General features: G+C 52.4%; 14 protein-coding genes. 4 read left to right on the plus strand and 10 right to left on the minus strand.

What is annotated here, in order from left to right; translation table 11 throughout:
• Positions 1–9 precede the first annotated feature (9 nt).
• The 4 genes from hslV to priA all read right to left on the minus strand — a co-directional run bounded on the left by hslV (position 10) and on the right by priA (position 5,084).
• The gene (hslV, locus tag NA330_RS21145) at positions 10–540 is read right to left on the minus strand and encodes an ATP-dependent protease subunit HslV (RefSeq protein WP_000208240.1); all 531 of its coding nucleotides are present in this window, start codon (positions 538–540) and stop codon (positions 10–12) included.
• Positions 541–631: 91 nt separating this feature from the next.
• Entirely contained in the window at positions 632–1,612 is a 981-nt protein-coding gene (gene ftsN / locus NA330_RS21150) for a cell division protein FtsN (RefSeq protein WP_000068807.1), read from the minus strand.
• 93 nt (positions 1,613–1,705) lie between these two features.
• Complete coding sequence (gene cytR, locus NA330_RS21155) at positions 1,706–2,731, minus strand: DNA-binding transcriptional regulator CytR (protein ID WP_000841337.1); 1,026 nt, start codon at positions 2,729–2,731, stop codon at positions 1,706–1,708.
• A gap of 154 nt (positions 2,732–2,885) precedes the next feature.
• On the minus strand, positions 2,886–5,084 hold the full coding sequence (gene priA, locus NA330_RS21160; RefSeq protein ID WP_023242415.1) for a primosomal protein N': 2,199 nt from the start codon (positions 5,082–5,084) through the stop codon (positions 2,886–2,888).
• Between the two features lie 203 nt (positions 5,085–5,287).
• Between priA and rpmE the strand changes: the two genes are divergently transcribed.
• Positions 5,288–5,500, plus strand: a complete 213-nt coding sequence (gene rpmE, locus NA330_RS21165) for a 50S ribosomal protein L31 (protein WP_000715284.1) — start codon at positions 5,288–5,290, stop codon at positions 5,498–5,500.
• A 43-nt stretch (positions 5,501–5,543) separates the two neighbouring features.
• Here the strand turns inward: rpmE and NA330_RS21170 are convergent, their stop codons facing one another.
• The 3 genes from NA330_RS21170 to metJ all read right to left on the minus strand — a co-directional run bounded on the left by NA330_RS21170 (position 5,544) and on the right by metJ (position 8,971).
• The gene (locus NA330_RS21170) at positions 5,544–6,206 is read right to left on the minus strand and encodes a TIGR02117 family protein (protein WP_052894827.1); all 663 of its coding nucleotides are present in this window, start codon (positions 6,204–6,206) and stop codon (positions 5,544–5,546) included.
• 200 nt (positions 6,207–6,406) lie between these two features.
• Positions 6,407–8,197, minus strand: a complete 1,791-nt coding sequence (locus NA330_RS21175; RefSeq protein WP_000899639.1) for an aryl-sulfate sulfotransferase — start codon at positions 8,195–8,197, stop codon at positions 6,407–6,409.
• A 456-nt stretch (positions 8,198–8,653) separates the two neighbouring features.
• Positions 8,654–8,971, minus strand: coding sequence for a met regulon transcriptional regulator MetJ (gene metJ / locus NA330_RS21180; protein ID WP_000852811.1), 318 nt, complete (start codon positions 8,969–8,971; stop codon positions 8,654–8,656).
• A 264-nt stretch (positions 8,972–9,235) separates the two neighbouring features.
• On the opposite strand from metJ, the gene metB reads away from it, so the two are divergent.
• Both metB and metL read left to right on the plus strand, forming a co-directional pair.
• Positions 9,236–10,396, plus strand: a complete 1,161-nt coding sequence (gene metB, locus NA330_RS21185) for a cystathionine gamma-synthase (RefSeq protein WP_000197213.1) — start codon at positions 9,236–9,238, stop codon at positions 10,394–10,396.
• 2 nt (positions 10,397–10,398) lie between these two features.
• Entirely contained in the window at positions 10,399–12,831 is a 2,433-nt protein-coding gene (metL, locus tag NA330_RS21190) for a bifunctional aspartate kinase/homoserine dehydrogenase II (RefSeq protein ID WP_000110811.1), read from the plus strand.
• Positions 12,832–12,956: 125 nt separating this feature from the next.
• Here metL and mscS read toward each other — a convergent pair whose 3' ends face one another.
• The 3 genes from mscS to NA330_RS21205 form a co-directional block, all read right to left on the minus strand.
• Positions 12,957–13,814, minus strand: a complete 858-nt coding sequence (gene mscS / locus NA330_RS21195) for a small-conductance mechanosensitive channel MscS (RefSeq protein ID WP_000398251.1) — start codon at positions 13,812–13,814, stop codon at positions 12,957–12,959.
• A gap of 2 nt (positions 13,815–13,816) precedes the next feature.
• On the minus strand, positions 13,817–14,815 hold the full coding sequence (locus tag NA330_RS21200; protein ID WP_023208675.1) for a hypothetical protein: 999 nt from the start codon (positions 14,813–14,815) through the stop codon (positions 13,817–13,819).
• 234 nt (positions 14,816–15,049) lie between these two features.
• Positions 15,050–16,174, minus strand: a complete 1,125-nt coding sequence (locus NA330_RS21205) for a hypothetical protein (protein ID WP_023242418.1) — start codon at positions 16,172–16,174, stop codon at positions 15,050–15,052.
• Between the two features lie 135 nt (positions 16,175–16,309).
• Here NA330_RS21205 and NA330_RS21210 point away from each other — a divergent pair, with 135 nt between their 5' ends.
• Complete coding sequence (locus NA330_RS21210; RefSeq protein ID WP_023242419.1) at positions 16,310–17,866, plus strand: bifunctional metallophosphatase/5'-nucleotidase; 1,557 nt, start codon at positions 16,310–16,312, stop codon at positions 17,864–17,866.
• Positions 17,867–18,120: the final 254 nt, after the last annotated feature.

Here is an 18,120-nt window from a genome sequence, read left to right on the forward strand (position 1 = left end):
GAGAGGTCCTTACGCTTTGGCGGTCAATTCTTCAATGGTGTGGAAATGGTTGGTGTAAATGCAGATATCGCCTGCAATATCCAACGCCTTTTCAGCAATTTCGCGCGCGCCGAGCTCGGTATTTTCCAACAGAGCGCGAGCGGCAGCCTGGGCATAAGGACCGCCGGAGCCGATAGCAATTAAATCGTTTTCAGGTTGCACGACATCGCCGTTACCCGTGATGATGAGCGAGGCGGTTTCATCCGCGACGGCCAGCAACGCTTCCAGTTTGCGTAGCATACGGTCGGTACGCCAGTCTTTCGCCAGTTCAACGGCGGCTTTGACCAGGTGCCCCTGATGCATTTCCAGTTTACGTTCAAACAGCTCGAACAGCGTGAATGCATCCGCAGTACCGCCCGCAAAGCCCGCAATGACCTTGTCGTTGTAGAGGCGGCGGACTTTCTTCACGTTGCCTTTCATTACTGTGTTACCCAGTGTGGCCTGACCATCACCGGCGATTACCACGTGGCCGTTACGGCGTACGCTTACTATTGTTGTCACGAGCAGACCCCTTGGTTACTAATGCTGAATTGCGGCCCCGTACGGCGTACGGGGCATAATGCAAGTATAGATGGGGGAGATTTTGAGGGTTTCAACCCCCGGTGGCGAGTCGAATGCAGTTTGTATGGCCCGCCATCTTCAGACGGTTAATGGTGCTGTCGGCATTTTCTTTACCTTTCACCGGCCCGATAACCACGCGATTCCAGCCGTTATTGGTGGTAATTTTGGAGTCAAAGCCTTCAAACGCCAGCTGAGCGCGGACGCTTTCTGCCTGCTCGGCGCCTTTGAATGAACCACATTGCACCATCCAGCGACGTTCATCTTTTTTCTCTGCTGTCGCCTTCGGCGCTTCAGGCGCGCGCGTAATTGGCGCGGCTTTCGGCGCTGCCGCGCTGGTATGCGCCGGCGTTTGCAGCAAATCCTGATAAGGTTGCTGCGAGGCCGTCTGCTTCGGCGGCTGACTTTGGCGCGCGGGTTGCGCCGGGGCGGACTGTACCGTGCGCGTTTGCGGCTGCTCGTTTACCCGCGGCTGCGTACGTGGTTGCTGAACAGGCTGCGTTTGAGCCCACTGCTGCTGCTGCTGCTGCGCCTGACGCTGGCGCTGTAGCGTTTGCTGGCGTTGTTCTGGCGTCTGCTCGTTCCACGGCACTTCGTTAAGTTGCGTCGGCTGCTGACGCATATCCGCCTGCATCTGTTCCAGGAGTTGACGCTGCTCGCTGGTGAGCTGATTCGGATTCATGACTTCGCCGCCGGCGGACGGTTCCGTTGGCGTACGCACGCCCGGCTGGCGACTTTCCAGCTCTTTGATGTAACGCCAGCGCTCTTCCGGTTTTGGCGGAAGCCCATTGCCGGTGACTTTCTGGTTTTGTAGCGTTTCGGACTCTTCTTTCTTATGGTGAGTAATGAAGTACAGACCGCCGATAAAGGTCACAAGGACGGCTGCCGCAATCGCGACCATTGCCGGCGAGACGGCAGGCATGTTGCTTTGCTTCTTCCGTGAGTTCCGTGAGGTGCTCTTTTTGCGCCGCGAAGGAGCCGGTTGGCCGCGACGTACATAATCTCGTTGTGCCACTATCGTTTCGCTGTATTTATTCGTTCGTCAGCCCGTCATGTTACTGAAGCGGCGGGCCTTTGACCAGACAGGTGAGTCTTAAAGCTATTTACTTTAGGGTAAAGCGCGCGTAGAACCGCGAATAATCAGCTCGCAATCCATTAAACGCGAGCCGCTGCTCACATTTTGCCCCTGCATCTGATCGAGCAACAGCAGCATCGCCTCGCGACCAATGTCAAAACGCGGCTGCGCCACGGTTGTCAACGGAGGGTCGCAAAACTCGGCCAGCGCGATATTGTCAAAGCCGATAATCGACAGATCGTCAGGCACTTTCAGACCCTGGCGCTTGGCCCAGGAGAGGGCGCCCAGCGCCATTACGTCGCTATGACAAAAGACGGCGGTAGGCGGCAACGGTTGCTCAAGCAACTGCTTTAATGCGTTTGCCCCGGCTTCAAAGGTAAAGTCGCCACGGGCGATGTAATGCGGATCGACCACAATGCCACTGCGTCTTAATGCCTGTACGTAACCTTGTAAGCGATAGTGACAGAGCGGCATATCTTCCGGCCCCGCAATACAACCAATCCGCTTGTGGCCCAAATCCAACAGGTAGTTCATGGCATTGAACGCGGCGGTGAGGTTATCGATATGTACCGTCGGCAGTTCAAGCTCCGGCGCAAACTCATTCGACATCACCATCGGAGGCAAATTGCGCTGCTCCTCAACGCTGGCGTCAAAGGGCAGTCGGGAACTGAGAAGTACCATGCCGTCGATCTGTTTGGTGATGATGAGATTAAGAAAGGTTTTTTCTTTCTGGTTTTGATGGGCGCAATCGCCAATCAGCACCAGATACCCCTGTTCTGCCGCGGTCACTTCGATACCGCGGATAATTTCACTGAAGAAGGGATCGCAAATATCCGGGACAATCACCAGAATCGTACGGGATTCATTGCGTTTTACATTTCGCCCCATCGACTGCGGGAAATAACCCACTTCAAGCGCGGCCTGTTCAACCCGGCTACGGGTCGACTGGGAGACTTTATCGGGGTTCATTAACGCGCGGGATACGGTTGCCGTAGAGACTTTCGCCTTCAACGCAACATCCTTCATCGTAGCGGCAGTAACCTGCTTGTTCGATTTCACTCTTTCTCCTCGCCTGGGAACTGCTGGCGCAGATCTATCCCTGGTAACACTCATCGAAAACATTTTTATCAGATAGTGCGTGGAAGCGGTTACAGAATTTTCATAAAAAGTGTGATGGATCTTTAATTTTACGATCCGCCTCGCATCGTGAGGACTATCCTTCAATCGGATCGACGTCCAGAACCCATTTAACTTTCCGCGCTTCAGGGAGCGTATTGATCAACGCCAGCGTGCCGCTGATGATGTGTTGCAGGCGAATCCGTGAAGGATGCTGAAGTAAAATTTGCCAGCGATAGCGGCCGCCGCGTTTTGGCGCGAGGGCCGGAACCGGACCTAAGATCCACAGCTTATCGTCTGATAGCGGGCTGGCCTGAATCAGATTACGCAACTGCTGGAGAAAGACGGGCGCCTGCTGATTGTTGTGATCCTCTGCGCGAATAATGACGTGGCTGGTCCACGGCGGAAGCTGGAGCGTTTGCCGTTCCGCCAGCGCCTGCTCCGCAAACGCATCATAGCCTTTATACAGTAACGTTTGCAGCAGGGGATGCTCAGGATGGTGCGTTTGGAGCACCACTTCGCCCTGTTTGCCCGCGCGCCCGGCGCGGCCGGAAACCTGAGTGTAGAGCTGGGCAAAGCGTTCCGCCGAACGAAAATCTGCGGAAAAAAGCGCGCCATCGACGTCCAGCAACGCCACCAGCGTGACGTCCGGAAAGTGATGGCCTTTCGCCAGCATTTGTGTGCCTATCAGAATGCGCACTCCGCCGCGGTGAACTTCCGCCAGATGCTGCTCCAGCGCGCCTTTACGACTGGTGGTATCACGGTCGATTCGTGAGATCGGCACCCCGGGGAAGAAGGGCGCCAGCACCTGCTCCAGCTGTTCGGTCCCTAACCCAACCGGTAGCATATGTGTGGAGCCGCAGGAGGGGCACTGACGCGGTACCGGACGTTGGCTGTCGCAGTGATGACAGCGTAAATGATGCTGCGCCTGGTGCAGCGTGTAGTAGTGATCGCAACGCGGGCACTCCGCAATCCAGCCGCAGTCGTGGCAAAGCAGCGCGGGCGCGAATCCCCGGCGGTTAAGAAATAAAATTACCTGATTGTCGGCCTGGAGATGTTGGCGCATACGGGCGATAAGGGCGGGCGCCAGTCCCGCCTGAAGACGCTGGCCTTTTAAATCCAGCACATGCTGCAGGGCTGGGCGGGCGTTGCCTGCGCGCCGCGTCAGACGCAGCATCCGGTATTTTTTCTGCCGCACGTTGCATAGCGTTTCCAGGGCTGGGGTGGCGGAGCCGAGAATAATCGGGATCTGCTCGCTATGGGCGCGATACACTGCCAAATCGCGGGCATGGTAGCGCCACCCTTCCTGCTGTTTATAAGAGCTGTCGTGCTCTTCGTCGATGACAATCACGCCAAGATTTTTAAACGGCGTAAACAGCGAGGAGCGCGTGCCGATGACAATCGCCGCTTCGCCGTTTTTCGCTTTCAGCCATGCCGAAAGACGCTCGCTGTCGTTTAGCCCGGAATGCAGCACTTCCACCGGCGCGTTAAAACGTTCGCGAAAACGGGCGATCGTTTGCGGCGTCAGGCCGATTTCCGGCACCATCACCAGCGCCTGTTTGCCCTGGGCGAGGACGTTTTCCAGCACGCTCAGATACACTTCGGTCTTGCCGGAACCGGTTACGCCTGCCAGCAACCAGGCGGAGAAACCGTCCGACGCGCTGTGAATCGCGCCGACTGCTGTCGCCTGTTCGGTATTCAGCCGCAGGCGCTCTCCTGCGACGGCATAATGCTCCCGCCAGTCGGTAAACGCGGGCGTTTCACTGGCAAGCTCACAAAGCCCCTTACGCCGCAGCGTTTGCAGCGTGGCGTCAGTAAAATCAAGCTCGGCTACCTGATAGCGCCAGATCTTTCCTTGCCGCAGCGCCGCCAGCGCCTGTTGTTGTTTGGCGGAACGTTTCAGGCTGTTGATGTCGACGGCTTGCCCCTCTTCGGTGGCGAACCAATACCATAGAGGCGCGTTGCTGGCTGGTTTTCCCTGACGCAGTAAAACTGGCAGAGCGTGAAACAGAACGTCGCCGAGGGGATGGTGGTAGTAATCCGCCGCCCAGAGGAGTAAGCGCCAGATGGAGGGAGAAAAGATTGGCTCGTTATCCAGGATTTCAATGACCGATTTTAATTCATCGAGCGGCAATTCGCTGTGGTCGCTAACCGAGACGACAATGCCCACGCGCTCTTGCTGCTTGCCGAACGGCACGCGCACGCGGCACCCGGCTTTGGCGACCCCGCCTTCCGGCAGCAGGTAATCAAAGGTTCGGGGAAGCGGAACGGGCAAGGCAACGTGCGCGACGGACATAGCATCTTCCTGACTTGAAATTTCGTCGGGTAGTATACACATTACGATAAGGGAGCGCGGATCAGTTTGCATACGGTGGTCAAATTCTGTATGATTCGCCGCCTTTGGTGCGTGTTGTGAGCATCAAACCCTTTACTATTAACTTCGCGTGGTGTCTGGCGTTAGGGCTGGAAGAGCGACGCGGCCTTACACTGAGGTTCCCCATGAAAAAAGGTATTCACCCGAATTACGTAGAAATTACTGCAACCTGTTCTTGCGGTAATGTTATCAAAACCCACTCTACCGTGGGTCACGACCTGAACCTGGACGTGTGCGGCAAATGCCACCCGTTCTTCACTGGTAAGCAGCGTGTTGTTGATACCGGTGGTCGTGTTGAGCGCTTCAACAAGCGCTTCAGCATCCCTGGCAGCAAATAAGTTACCGTCAGAAAAAAGCGCCGCAGGGCGCTTTTTTTGTTTTCTAGGGATAACAGTATTTGTTCAGACACATTCTGTGATCCGTAATCGCTTTCATTACGCTTCCTGCCGTGAGTTTTAACGAAGGATTTATAGTCAGTCCCGCGCTTTCCAGCCCCTTCGCTGTCCATTTATTGCAGGTATTGAGTATGCCGTAGCGGCCATTCGCGGCGTAAAACTGGCTATCGCCGTAAATTCCTTGTTTTAACGGAATCAGATTACCCTCTGCGTCACGCGCAAAGCTGCGGCCCAGATAACGCATCAGACTGTTACGCTGGTTTGTGTGCAGGAGCAGTGATTTTATCTCGCTACCGGCGAAATAGCGTTCTGGTTGACCGGAAAAGGCGACGATGTGCATAACCGCGCCGGATGACCAGAACATGGCCTGGAGCGTAAGCGCGGTGGTTATTTCTTGTGACTGATAAAAGCCCTTATCGCCCCAGCCGATTTCATACCACTGCGTCTCCTGAGCGAACCGTTTTTTAAGCTGTGGCAGAACGGTATTAACATCATGGGCCGGCGCAATAATTCCCGTGTGCCAGCCATGACTGACGATATAGATTTCCGTCGGGGAGGGCTGTCCGCCTGTCGTAGGTTTTACGGCTTGTGGAAAGGTTGTGCAGCCATATAGCAATAAACTTATCCAGGCGATAAAGAGCTTTTTCATGACATATCACCAGCAAAGGCGCGGTATATTGTGGCGTTTGTCTAATGACGCTGCGCTTATCGGGTCGGTGCTGGATTGGTAATTCATTGATATTTTTGCATTCCTCTTCGAGGGCAATAAGGCGAATGTCATAACTACAATACGTTTTAACTATTCAGGCGGAAGTTAGCTTCCGCCTGTTTTACTTTTACTATCTCGCTTTATTTTTTAAACATCTGCTCTGGATCGATAATCAGCGCCCGATAACCCAGCATACCGGCACGGTTACTGTGTACTTTTAGCTCCAGCATCACATCCTGAGTACCGTCTTTGACTTCATCCAGAACGGAAACGATCGGTTTTGTACCGCTCATTCCCGCTGTAGCCGAGTACATGAACATCGTTTTGGTTTCCGGGCGATATTCCGTGACGGAAGTAATGGCGCTGTACCAGTCAAAACCGCGCTCTTTACCATATTCCCACATTTGGGAAACCGTCATATTTTTTTCGTCAATTTGATATTCCACGCCGCGGGAATATTTCATTGATGGCATGGCCGGTTGTTCCATGCCGCGCGCATCGCCGTTATCAAAGGCGGTCACGACGGTTTTACCTCCGGTGCTTTTGGATGGCACTAACCAACCGGTATGTTGTGTCCATGTCCAGTCAAATCCACCGTCGCAGTGGTGCGCTTCGCAGGTTAGTGGTTTACCGTTGCTGTCTACGGGTTTCAGCACTTTTTTCGCCAGTTCGCCTTTCCAGCCGGATGGATCGGAAAGTATCCATTTCACTTTTTTATCGCGACCAATTTTGATGATGGCAGACTGGTGGCGCGAGCTAATGATAATGCTGTCGTCGCGAGGATCGTAGCTGACGGAGTTAACATGCGCCCAGTTGCGGCCCGGGCCGGAACCCGCGATATCGCCGAAGGGTTGTTTTGCAAGCTGCTCTTTGGTCATGACCTGACCGGAGTGTTCGGCATCGACGCTCAAACATACCGCTCCCTGATCCATCGCCAGAATAACGTCGTCACGATAGGGGTCGAGGATTTTTGGCAGATCCCAGTAATCGACGGTATCGCCGTTCTGGTCAACTTCAAGAATATGATCACGCACCGTATTGATGGTGTATTTACCATTTAATGGATAATTTTCTTTTGCGACACGCAGCAGGTAGGTGCCTTTCGGCGTTTCGGTAATGGCGTGCGAAAAATCAATAAATCCTTTTGGCAGTCGTTTATCGGAAATAACGCGGCCTAAGAAATCATATTTAAAGTAACGTTGACCCTGGCCAAAAATAAGATTGCCATCGTTAACCTGATGGAAGCTCATCATGGAACCAAAGCGCGTTATATCATCCTGGTTACGGAATTTATCAATATTCATATAGCCGCGAACATCGCCATTCGTATCGCTAATCCAGTTGATACCGGTATAATCCCAGTTCGCCGCGCCGCCTGCGACATGCATAATGTGGCCGGCTCTTGGCATCCCCGTTATATGGTTAAAAAGATATAAGCGATTTTTAAGCGAGCTATCGACTTTAACCGGTTCTACCGTAGGAAGAACGGCAGTTTGCCCGGTAGTAGAGGGTAATGATACCGGTGCGGCGTAAATGGACCACGTATAAGTTTGTTTTTTACCTTCTTCAGTCCAGTCAACTTTAACCTTATTGACATAATCTGGATACAAGCCAAATACAGGTATGCCGTCATGGGTATTTATAGCCTGCGGGCCGACATCATAACTGATCGGGATGCCTTTTTCCCCTTTCCCTAAAACGGTAACCTTCACGTCCTGTACATTATGATTGGCTTTATTAATGATTGCTGTTAATGGGAAAACGCCGCCGTAGGGGGCGACATCGACCATACCTAATGGCCCTTCATGGACTGGAATGACATCTGCTGATGCGACCATTGGCCTGTTTGGGTCTAAAACGCCTGAGGCCAAAACGCTGCCGCTCAAACACAGGCAGCATAATACAGGTAAGACTTTCCTTGTAAATAACATATTTATTTCCCCATTCGATATTATCGATAAAATGAATGTATATTAACCTTCTTATTTATTGGAGATGAAAAAACATTTAAAAAAGTAAAACAATCCGCGGAGGGGAATAATGATGTTGGTCACAAATATGAGGTGTCCATGGTCTTTTTAACAATACTCATCGTTATACTATTTGTTCAGTAAATATATGGCGGTGTATTATTATTAATGTACGCTTTGCTACGTGAAACATTAAATAAATATTGGAAGTTTAAATATAATAAAATTATATCGGTTATGGCATGTCGGGAATTTTTTTCAGGAAAGTAACGAAGAGAAACTTATCATGTCTGACAAATTTATCTATCGAGGGCTATTCGGGAAGATGAACGTTTAGAAAAATGTCGGAGATAGCCGCGTACAGGGGGAATCGTTAAAAAAGCGCGGCCAGAGGCGTTCTGACCGCATGCTTTGCTATCAGTATTCCCACGTTTCCGGGTCAATCCCCATCTCACGCATGATCTCTTTTGCCGCTTCCGGGATTTCATCGCTGCGCTCTTTTCGCAGATCGGCATCATCCGGCAAGGGTTGCCCGGTAAAGGCGTGCAGAAATGCTTCACACAACAGCTCGCTGTTGGTGGCGTGGCGCAGGTTGTTCACCTGACGACGCGTACGTTCATCGGTGAGGATTTTTAACACCTTCAGAGGAATGGAAACCGTAATTTTTTTGACTTGCTCACTCTTCTTACCGTGCTCAGCGTATGGGCTGATATATTCGCCGCTCCATTCAGCCATGAGATACTTAATCCTCTTCGTCATTAATATTGAGGTCTGAACCTGAGCCCGGACCATAATCGCGCGTAGTTTACCGTAGTGGCGCGGCCCTGACACGAAGTTAGCGGTCGCAGATGTGCGCTAATGCATATAATTTTAACGGCTATTTGCGGTTTGCTCAATCTATACGCAAAGAAGTTTAGATGTCCAGATGTATTGACGTCTATCTTGGTAGTGGTTAATCTGTGGCCTGACTTTCACCGACTCAGCCAGGAATATCTTCATATGACGCGTAAACAGGCCACTATCGCAGTGCGTAGCGGATTAAACGACGACGAGCAATACGGCTGCGTTGTGCCGCCAATCCACCTCTCCAGTACCTATAACTTTACCGGTTTCAATGAGCCGCGCGCGCATGATTATTCCCGCCGCGGTAATCCCACGCGTGATGTGGTTCAGCGCGCATTAGCGGAACTGGAAGGCGGCGCGGGCGCGGTATTGACGAATACCGGCATGTCGGCGATTCATCTGGTCACCACCGTTTTCCTCAAGCCGGGCGATCTGCTGGTCGCGCCGCATGATTGTTACGGCGGCAGTTATCGTCTGTTTGACAGTCTGGCGACACGCGGCTGTTATCGTGTGCGGTTTGTCGATCAGGGCGATGAACGCGCCTTACAGGCGGCGCTGGAAGAAAAACCGAAGCTGGTACTGGTAGAAAGTCCAAGTAATCCATTGTTACGCGTGGTGGATATTGCGAAAATCTGTCGGCTGGCGCGCGAGGCGGGCGCAGTGAGCGTCGTTGATAACACGTTTTTAAGCCCGGCGCTGCAAAATCCGCTGGCGTTGGGTGCCGATCTGGTGTTGCATTCATGCACGAAATATCTCAACGGTCATTCGGATGTCGTGGCCGGCGTGGTGATTGCCAAAGATCCGGAAATGGTCACTGAACTGGCGTGGTGGGCGAATAATATTGGCGTCACTGGCGGGGCGTTTGATAGCTATCTGCTGCTGCGCGGTTTGCGAACTCTGGTGCCGCGTATGGAGCTGGCGCAGCGCAACGCGCAGGCGATTGTGAAATATCTGCAAACCCAGCCGTTGGTGAAAAAACTGTATCACCCGTCGCTGCCGGAAAATCAGGGGCATGAAATTGCCGCGCGTCAGCAAAAAGGCTTTGGCGCAATGTTGAGTTTTGAACTGGATGGGGATGAGGAGACGCTGCGTCGTTTTCTGGGCGGGCTGTCGCTGTTTACGCTGGCGGAATCTTTAGGGGGAGTGGAAAGTTTGATCTCTCACGCCGCCACCATGACGCATGCCGGTATGTCGCCGCAGGCGCGTGCCGCCGCCGGGATCTCCGAAACGCTACTGCGTATCTCCACCGGTATTGAAGATGGCGAAGATTTAATTGCCGACCTGGAAAATGGCTTCCGGGCTGCAAACAAGGGGTAAACATGAGTGTGATTGCGCAGGCAGGGGCGAAAGGTCGTCAACTGCATAAATTTGGCGGCAGTAGTCTGGCGGATGTGAAGTGTTACCTGCGTGTCGCAGGCATTATGGCGGAGTATTCGCAGCCTGACGATATGATGGTAGTGTCCGCCGCAGGCAGTACCACCAACCAGTTGATTAGCTGGCTCAAGTTAAGCCAGACCGATCGCCTTTCTGCGCATCAGGTATTACAGACGTTACGCCGCTACCAGTGCGATCTGATTAGCGGGCTGCTTCCCGCCGACGCGGCAGATGATTTAACCAGTGCTTTTATCAGCGATCTGGAACGCCTTGCCGCCTTGCTCGACGGCGGCGTAACGGATGCCGTCTATGCCGAGATTGTCGGACACGGCGAAATTTGGTCGGCGAGATTGATGTCCGCCGTCCTGAATCAGCAGGGGCTGGATGCCGCCTGGCTGGACGCGCGCGCATTTTTACGCGCCGAACGCGCCGCACAGCCGCAGGTTGATGAAGGGCTATCTTATCCTTTATTGCAACAGCTACTGGCGCAGCATCCTGGCAAACGTCTGGTCGTGACCGGCTTTATCAGCCGCAATCACGACGGCGAAACGGTCCTGTTAGGCCGGAACGGTTCCGACTATTCCGCCACGCAAATCGGCGCGCTGGCGGGCGTTTCCCGCGTGACCATCTGGAGCGATGTCGCGGGCGTTTATAGCGCCGACCCGCGCAAAGTGAAAGATGCCTGCCTGCTGCCGTTGCTGCGTCTGGACGAAGCCAGCGAGCTGGCGCGTCTGGCGGCGCCTGTTCTGCACGCCCGCACGCTACAGCCAGTGTCCGGCAGCGATATCGATTTGCAGTTGCGCTGTAGCTACACGCCGGATCAAGGGTCAACCCGAATTGAACGAGTGCTGGCTTCCGGGACGGGCGCGCGTATCGTGACCAGTCACGATGATATCTGTCTGATTGAGTTTCAGGTGCCCGCCAGCCAGGATTTCAGGCTGGCGCACAAAGAGCTCGACCAAATTTTAAAACGGGCGCAGGCGCGTCCGCTGGCGGTGGGCGTGCATCGCGATCGCCAGCTATTACAGTTCTGCTATACCGCCGAGGTAGCGGATAGCGTACTGAAACTCCTCGACGATGTCGGGCTGCCGGGCGAATTGCGCCTGCGGCAGGGGCTGGCGCTGGTGGCGATGGTCGGTGCGGGCGTCACTCGCAATCCGCTACACTGCCATCGCTTCTGGCAGCAGTTGAAAGGTCAGCCAGTGGAGTTTACCTGGCAGTCGGAGGAGGGCATCAGTCTGGTGGCGGTGCTGCGTACCGGCCCGACTGAGAGCCTGATTCAGGGGCTGCACCAGTCTGTTTTCCGCGCCGAAAAACGCATTGGCCTGATGCTGTTCGGTAAGGGGAACATCGGCTCCCGTTGGCTGGAACTATTTGCCCGTGAACAAAGCACGCTTTCCGCGCGTACTGGTTTTGAATTTGTGCTGGCGGGCGTGGTGGATAGCCGCCGTAGCCTGCTGAATTATGAAGGGCTGGATGCCAGCCGCGCGCTGGCATTCTTTGATGATGAAGCCGTTGAGCAGGACGAAGAGTCGCTATTCCTGTGGATGCGTGCGCATCCGTATGATGATTTAGTGGTGCTGGATGTGACAGCAAGCGAGCAACTGGCCGATCAGTATCTGGATTTCGCCAGCCACGGTTTTCATGTGATTAGCGCCAATAAACTGGCGGGCGCAAGCGCCAGCGATAAGTATCGCCAGATTCATGACGCGTTTGAAAAAACCGGGCGTTACTGGCTGTATAACGCCACCGTGGGCGCGGGGTTGCCGATCAACCACACGGTGCGGGATTTGATTGACAGCGGCGATACGATTCTCTCGATCAGCGGGATCTTCTCCGGGACGCTATCCTGGCTGTTCCTGCAATTTGACGGCACGGTGCCGTTTACCGATCTGGTGGATCAGGCCTGGCAGCAGGGGCTGACGGAACCCGATCCGCGCGTCGATCTTTCCGGAAAAGATGTCATGCGTAAGCTGGTGATTCTGGCGCGCGAGGCGGGATACGACATCGAGCCGGATCAGGTGCGTGTAGAATCGTTGGTGCCGGCGCATTGTGAAGAAGGGTCTATCGATCACTTTTTCGAAAACGGCGACGCGCTGAATGAACAGATGGTGCAGCGTCTGGAGGCAGCCCGCGAACTGGGGCTGGTGTTGCGTTACGTGGCGCGTTTCGACGCCAATGGCAAAGCGCGCGTCGGCGTTGAAGCGGTGCGTCCGGAGCATCCGCTGGCGGCGCTGCTGCCGTGCGATAATGTCTTTGCTATTGAAAGCCGCTGGTATCGCGATAACCCGCTGGTGATCCGTGGGCCGGGCGCGGGTCGCGATGTGACCGCCGGGGCGATTCAGTCGGATATCAACCGCCTGGCGCAGTTGCTGTAATAAAGGCAATTTCGTGAGCGAAGCGCCGGGTTGCGCTTCGCTCCCTCATCAATACGTTTCAATACGTTATGCAGTCATTCTGTAGATACTGATATACGAAGCGCCATCCGATTGCTGACGAAACATTATGGCGTGATGCTTTTTACATTCTCAACCCGGACATCCATCCGGGGGTAAGGAATATTGATGCCGTTTTCATCCATCGCTTCCTTGATATTTTCCAGAAGATCGTAGTAAGTACTCCAGTACTGAGCGTTGGGCACCCATACGCGAACATAGAAATTCAGGCTAGAGGGCGCAAGTTCGCCCAGGCGGACCGTAATATCGCGGGTTTTATCAATGCGATGATCTTGTTCAATAATACGATGTATCACGCTTTTTACGTCAGCAATACGGCTTTGGTAATCCACGCCAATAATCAGATCAATACGTCGATAGGGGTGTCGTGAATAGTTGATAATATTATCAGCAATAATTTTACCATTCGGGATGACAACTTCTTTGCTATCCGCAGTGAGCAGAGTGGTGGAGAAAATATGGACCTTTTCTACTGTGCCGATAACCAGGCCAATTTGTACAATTTCCCCGGCGCGGAAAGGGCGCAGGGAGACAAGCAGTACGCCTGCGGCAAAGTTGGAAAGTGACCCTTGCAGCGCCAGGCCAATGGCTAAACCCGCCGCGCCGATAACGGCAATAATTGAGGAGGTTTCTATACCGACACGGCCAAGAGCGGCTACTGCCGTGAAAGCTATCGTGATGTAGCGAACCAGCGCGGAGAAAAAGTGGACAATAGTGGCATCCACTTGCCGCCTGAGAAGTAATTTTTCCAGCCCCCTCGATAGTAAGCGAGCTATTAACTTACCGATGAAAAGTAGAATGATGGCGGCAACAACATTCCAGCCAAAATGAATTACCGAGTCACTGTGCTCGGCCATCCATTTGATCGCGCCTTTAATTTTTGGAAATAGCTCAAAACCTTCCATGTTTATCCTCTGTCAGCAGTATCCGCGGTATTAGCGGTAATAAAACGGTTCATTTTTGCCTGGATAATCGCCGCGCCGACGGGTGGCAGCAGTAACGCCCAGAATAGTGTCCAGCCGGTTCGTATTCCGCCATCTTCGTTTTTATTCGCCAGCAGAGCGCGGATTTCATCGCTAAGCGTCAGACACAATATGGCTGTGCCAAACGGCATAATTGCTGACAGCCATCCCGCGCCACATGCGGTCATGAGTCGGGGCGAAGGCGCCACAAATTGCATTTCCCGGTGAATTCTGAAGAACCAATAAATAATATAAAATGGAATGAAAAAGGCCAATAATGCGACGACAACGGGTTCTGCGCACTCAGGTCGCTGGGTTGATGAGAACCTTTTGGGCGGTGCAATATAGAAAAGTTCTTTTTTGAGCGGTAATAGTAGCAAAAGCGCGATAACCGCTAAAGTAATTACGATTATTCCTATATAAGGAATTGAGTATATAAATATAGACAGATAGCCAGCGATGATAAATTTGAACAGTAAGCAGAGGCTAAATAAAATAACAAATGTCTGAGCACTGCCGATAGCGCTGAAAAGCAGCATGGGGACTAACAGCGTTATGATCCCCATACCCAGATTAATTAAAAACTGCGCTATGATAAGCCTGACTACGTCAGACGGGCCATTTATGCAGAAGGAACAGACCACGCCAATGATTAACAGAAGCGCAACAAAGTAGAAGGGGTAACAATTTTTTATACGGCAGACAAACCAGCTGGCAACCATACCCAGGAGGTATCCCAGTTGGCCGCAAACGAGAATAACACCAATACGATCGGCTGGAATAGACAGTGATTTACTCCAAAAATAAACACCATACGACGATCCCAGCGAACTGATAAAAGAGAGCACCAAAAAGAAAAAAGTGATCCCCCAGAATCGATAGCTACTCAGGAGATCGGCGCAGGTCCATTTTTTATCTGACATTGACGGTAAAGTAATTTCCATATTTATCCCTTGTTTTCCATAGAAAATAAGAATGTATAGAACTATTTAAATTGATAATAAATATTGATTATGTGAATAACGTTTATAGCCGATTTTAACTTAAAACGAAGGGCCATTTTATCAAATAGTTCTATTCTTTTTCAGCGTATAAAAGCAGGATGTGAGGTGATTAAATCTATAGCGCCTTCTGAATGATAATCTGTGATTTTTTATGCGTGGCATTACATCATTGGGTTAAATGTGATTCCATTGTGAGTTATATTTTTCCGTCAGCAAATATAGAATTTGTGTGACGCGTTTGGCGGAATAGTGGGCGCTTTGCTGGAATTCAGGTTGTTGCCATAGCCAGGTAACAAAGCGGCGACTGGCCGCCAGATTAACGGCGACACCTTGTTCTAAGTGGGAACCGGTTAACGAACAGACCATTTTGCGGTTGTGACCTTGCCCCCAGAGTTGCCACTGATTTTGCCACCATCCCTGCCATGTTTTGCCTAACAGTTGCCACTCTGCGCGGCAATCGTCATCGTTTATCTCTTCCTCAACGAACCACAGCGAGGAGAGACGCTGGCGAAACCGCTCCGCCCATGCCGTAATGACCGCGCCGCGCAAAAAACACTCATGGGCAATGATGTGTGTCGTGACATCAGGAAAGCGGTTTTTCAGCACCCGAAAATGACCATGCGCCGTAATGACCGGGCGAAGTATTGTTCCTTGCGCGTTACGTTTAAGCGCCGCCGGGCCATACTGAATCTCATCGAACTGACTACGCTGTAAAAATTGCCGTTCTTTAATGGCGATACGGTGAATAATATCGCCATCCTCACCCTCGGGCGGCGCAATTCCTTTCCAGTGGTAATGCAAACTCTTTCCGGCAGAAAGTAACGTGAAATTGCTGGAAAGGTGAAGAACATTGCCGCGAACAGCGTCAAAACTGAATAAAAAGTACAATTGTTGGAAGGCATTCGCTCCCTGAAACGGTACGAGCAGCGGAATACTGCAAATCTGTTCCGGCGTTTCGGCGACATTCAGCGCGTGCTTTTTTGGCGTCCAGACCTTCTTACAGTACTGGCACTGAAGTCGCTGCGTTCCGCCGGGATTACGTCCATAGCGAATCCATGTTTTTTGATAGCAGTCGGGACAAAAGTGACCATGCTCTTTGGCATACTGCGCGATATAAGCAGACGCCCAGCGGCGAAATTCCACCTCGTTGAAGAGCGGCGGATAACTGCCGCAGGCTCGACAATGCAATGCCGGATAACCCAGGCGATAGTCCGGCCACACATAATCCGGCGAGTCAGGCAGCCCAAGATTGCGACAACCAGCGCTTTTGCAGGCATTAATGGTGAACAGAGGCGGCATACATTTTACCAACGATTTTGGCAGGTCGTTGATTCTGCCTTCATAAAACGGTACGCGGGTGTGAGGACTCTCACATAAAAAAACCTTTCAGAACGTAACGTAGCGAATCTTTATATGACTGAAAGGGACTTATTTATGAAAGTAAAACTGCTTGCTGCCGGTATTTTGTTCACGCTGCCGTTCTGGGCCTGCGCCAAAGATGTCACCATTATTTACACCAACGATCTACACGCCCATGTGGAGCCTTATAAAGTACCGTGGATTGCTGACGGTAAACGCGATATTGGCGGTTGGGCCAATATCACTACGCTGGTGAAGCAGGAAAAAGCCAAAAATAAGGCGACGTGGTTTTTTGATGCCGGAGATTACTTTACCGGACCGTATATCAGCAGCCTGACGAAGGGTAAAGCGATTATCGATATTTTGAATACCATGCAGTATGACGCTGCCACTATCGGTAATCATGAGTTCGATCATGGCTGGGACAATACATTGTTGCAACTGAGCCGGGCGAAATTCCCTATCGTGCAGGGCAATATTTTTTATGAGGACAGCAGTAAATCCTTCTGGGATAAGCCGTACACCATTGTTGAAAAAGATGGCGTCAAGATTGGCGTAATCGGCTTACACGGTGTCTTTGCTTTTAATGATACGGTTTCTGCCGCGACGCGCGTGGGCATTGAGGCACGCGATGAAATTAAGTGGCTGCAACGTTACATTGATGAACTTAAAGGTAAAGTCGATCTGACCGTCGCGCTGATCCACGAAGGCACCCCGGCCCGCCAGTCCAGCATGGGGAATACCGATGTGCGACGCGCGCTGGATAAAGATATTCAGACCGCAAGTCAGGTAAAAGGGCTGGATATTTTGATTACCGGCCACGCGCATGTCGGTACGCCGGAACCGATTAAAGTCGGTTATACGCTGATCCTCTCAACGGACAGCGGCGGTATTGATGTGGGTAAACTGGTGCTGGATTACAAAGAGAAACCACACCACTTTACGGTGAAGAACTTCGAGCTGAAGACCATTTTTGCTGATGAGTGGAAGCCCGATCCGCAAACGAAACAGGTGATCGACGGCTGGAACAAAAAGCTCGATAAAGTCGTGCAGCAAACGGTGGCCCAGTCGCCGGTCGAGTTAACGCGCGCGTATGGCGAATCGTCGTCGCTGGGGAATCTGGCGGCGGATGCGCTGCTTTTTACGGCGGGGAAAGACACCCAGTTAGCGCTTACTAACTCTGGCGGTATCCGCAACGAAATCCCGGCTGGCGCGGTGACGATGGGTGCGGTAATCAGTACCTTCCCGTTCCCTAATGAACTGGTCACGATGGATTTAACCGGTAAACAATTGCGCAGCCTGATGGAGCATGGCGCTGGATTAAGCAATGGCGTATTGCAGGTGTCTAAAGGGCTGGAGATGAAGTATGACAGCAGCAAACCTGTCGGCCAGCGGGTTACCGTGCTGACGCTCAATGGCAAGCCGATTGACGATGCTACGGTTTATCACATCGCTACCAACAGCTTCCTTGCCGACGGCGGCGATGGTTTTGCGGCGTTCACGGAAGGCCAGGCGCGGAACACCTCCGGCGGCTACTATGTGTCGAATGCGATAGTTGATTACTTTAAGGCGGGCAACACCATCACGGATGAGCAGCTCAAAGGAATGCGTGTTGCGGATGTGAAGAAGTAAGGGGTTACTTGCCTGTGCACAATGGCCTTTAGCGCATTCAGGCCGGACGGCGGTATGTCTGACCTGGATCATTCGTGGACCACGGATATCAACCGTCTGGCGTAGCGCCTGTAATTTTGCCGGGTTACGCGCTGTGTTCCCGGCATGTTCCTGCCGAAATTTACCCCTCTATCCGGTGGTCTGCGTCCTGCGTAAAAAGTGGCGGGGTGCGGGGGAAACTTTCCCTGCGAAAATCATCGCATGATGAATTTTCG

It is taken from the genome of Salmonella sp. NW722, assembly GCF_051702785.1.
Classification (GTDB): Bacteria; Pseudomonadota; Gammaproteobacteria; order Enterobacterales; family Enterobacteriaceae; genus Salmonella; species Salmonella enterica.

Excerpts from the sequence above, each read along its gene's own strand:
- priA (WP_023242415.1), bottom strand. The coding sequence starts at position 5,084 with ATGTCCGTCGCGCACGTTGCCTTGCCCGTTCCGCTTCCCCGAACCTTT.
- rpmE (WP_000715284.1), top strand. The coding sequence starts at position 5,288 with ATGAAAAAAGGTATTCACCCGAATTACGTAGAAATTACTGCAACCTGT.
- NA330_RS21170 (WP_052894827.1), bottom strand. The coding sequence starts at position 6,206 with ATGAAAAAGCTCTTTATCGCCTGGATAAGTTTATTGCTATATGGCTGC.
- NA330_RS21175 (WP_000899639.1), bottom strand. The coding sequence starts at position 8,197 with ATGTTATTTACAAGGAAAGTCTTACCTGTATTATGCTGCCTGTGTTTG.
- metJ (WP_000852811.1), bottom strand. The coding sequence starts at position 8,971 with ATGGCTGAATGGAGCGGCGAATATATCAGCCCATACGCTGAGCACGGT.
- metB (WP_000197213.1), top strand. The coding sequence starts at position 9,236 with ATGACGCGTAAACAGGCCACTATCGCAGTGCGTAGCGGATTAAACGAC.
- metL (WP_000110811.1), top strand. The coding sequence starts at position 10,399 with ATGAGTGTGATTGCGCAGGCAGGGGCGAAAGGTCGTCAACTGCATAAA.
- mscS (WP_000398251.1), bottom strand. The coding sequence starts at position 13,814 with ATGGAAGGTTTTGAGCTATTTCCAAAAATTAAAGGCGCGATCAAATGG.
- NA330_RS21200 (WP_023208675.1), bottom strand. The coding sequence starts at position 14,815 with ATGGAAATTACTTTACCGTCAATGTCAGATAAAAAATGGACCTGCGCC.
- NA330_RS21205 (WP_023242418.1), bottom strand. The coding sequence starts at position 16,174 with ATGCCGCCTCTGTTCACCATTAATGCCTGCAAAAGCGCTGGTTGTCGC.
- NA330_RS21210 (WP_023242419.1), top strand. The coding sequence starts at position 16,310 with ATGAAAGTAAAACTGCTTGCTGCCGGTATTTTGTTCACGCTGCCGTTC.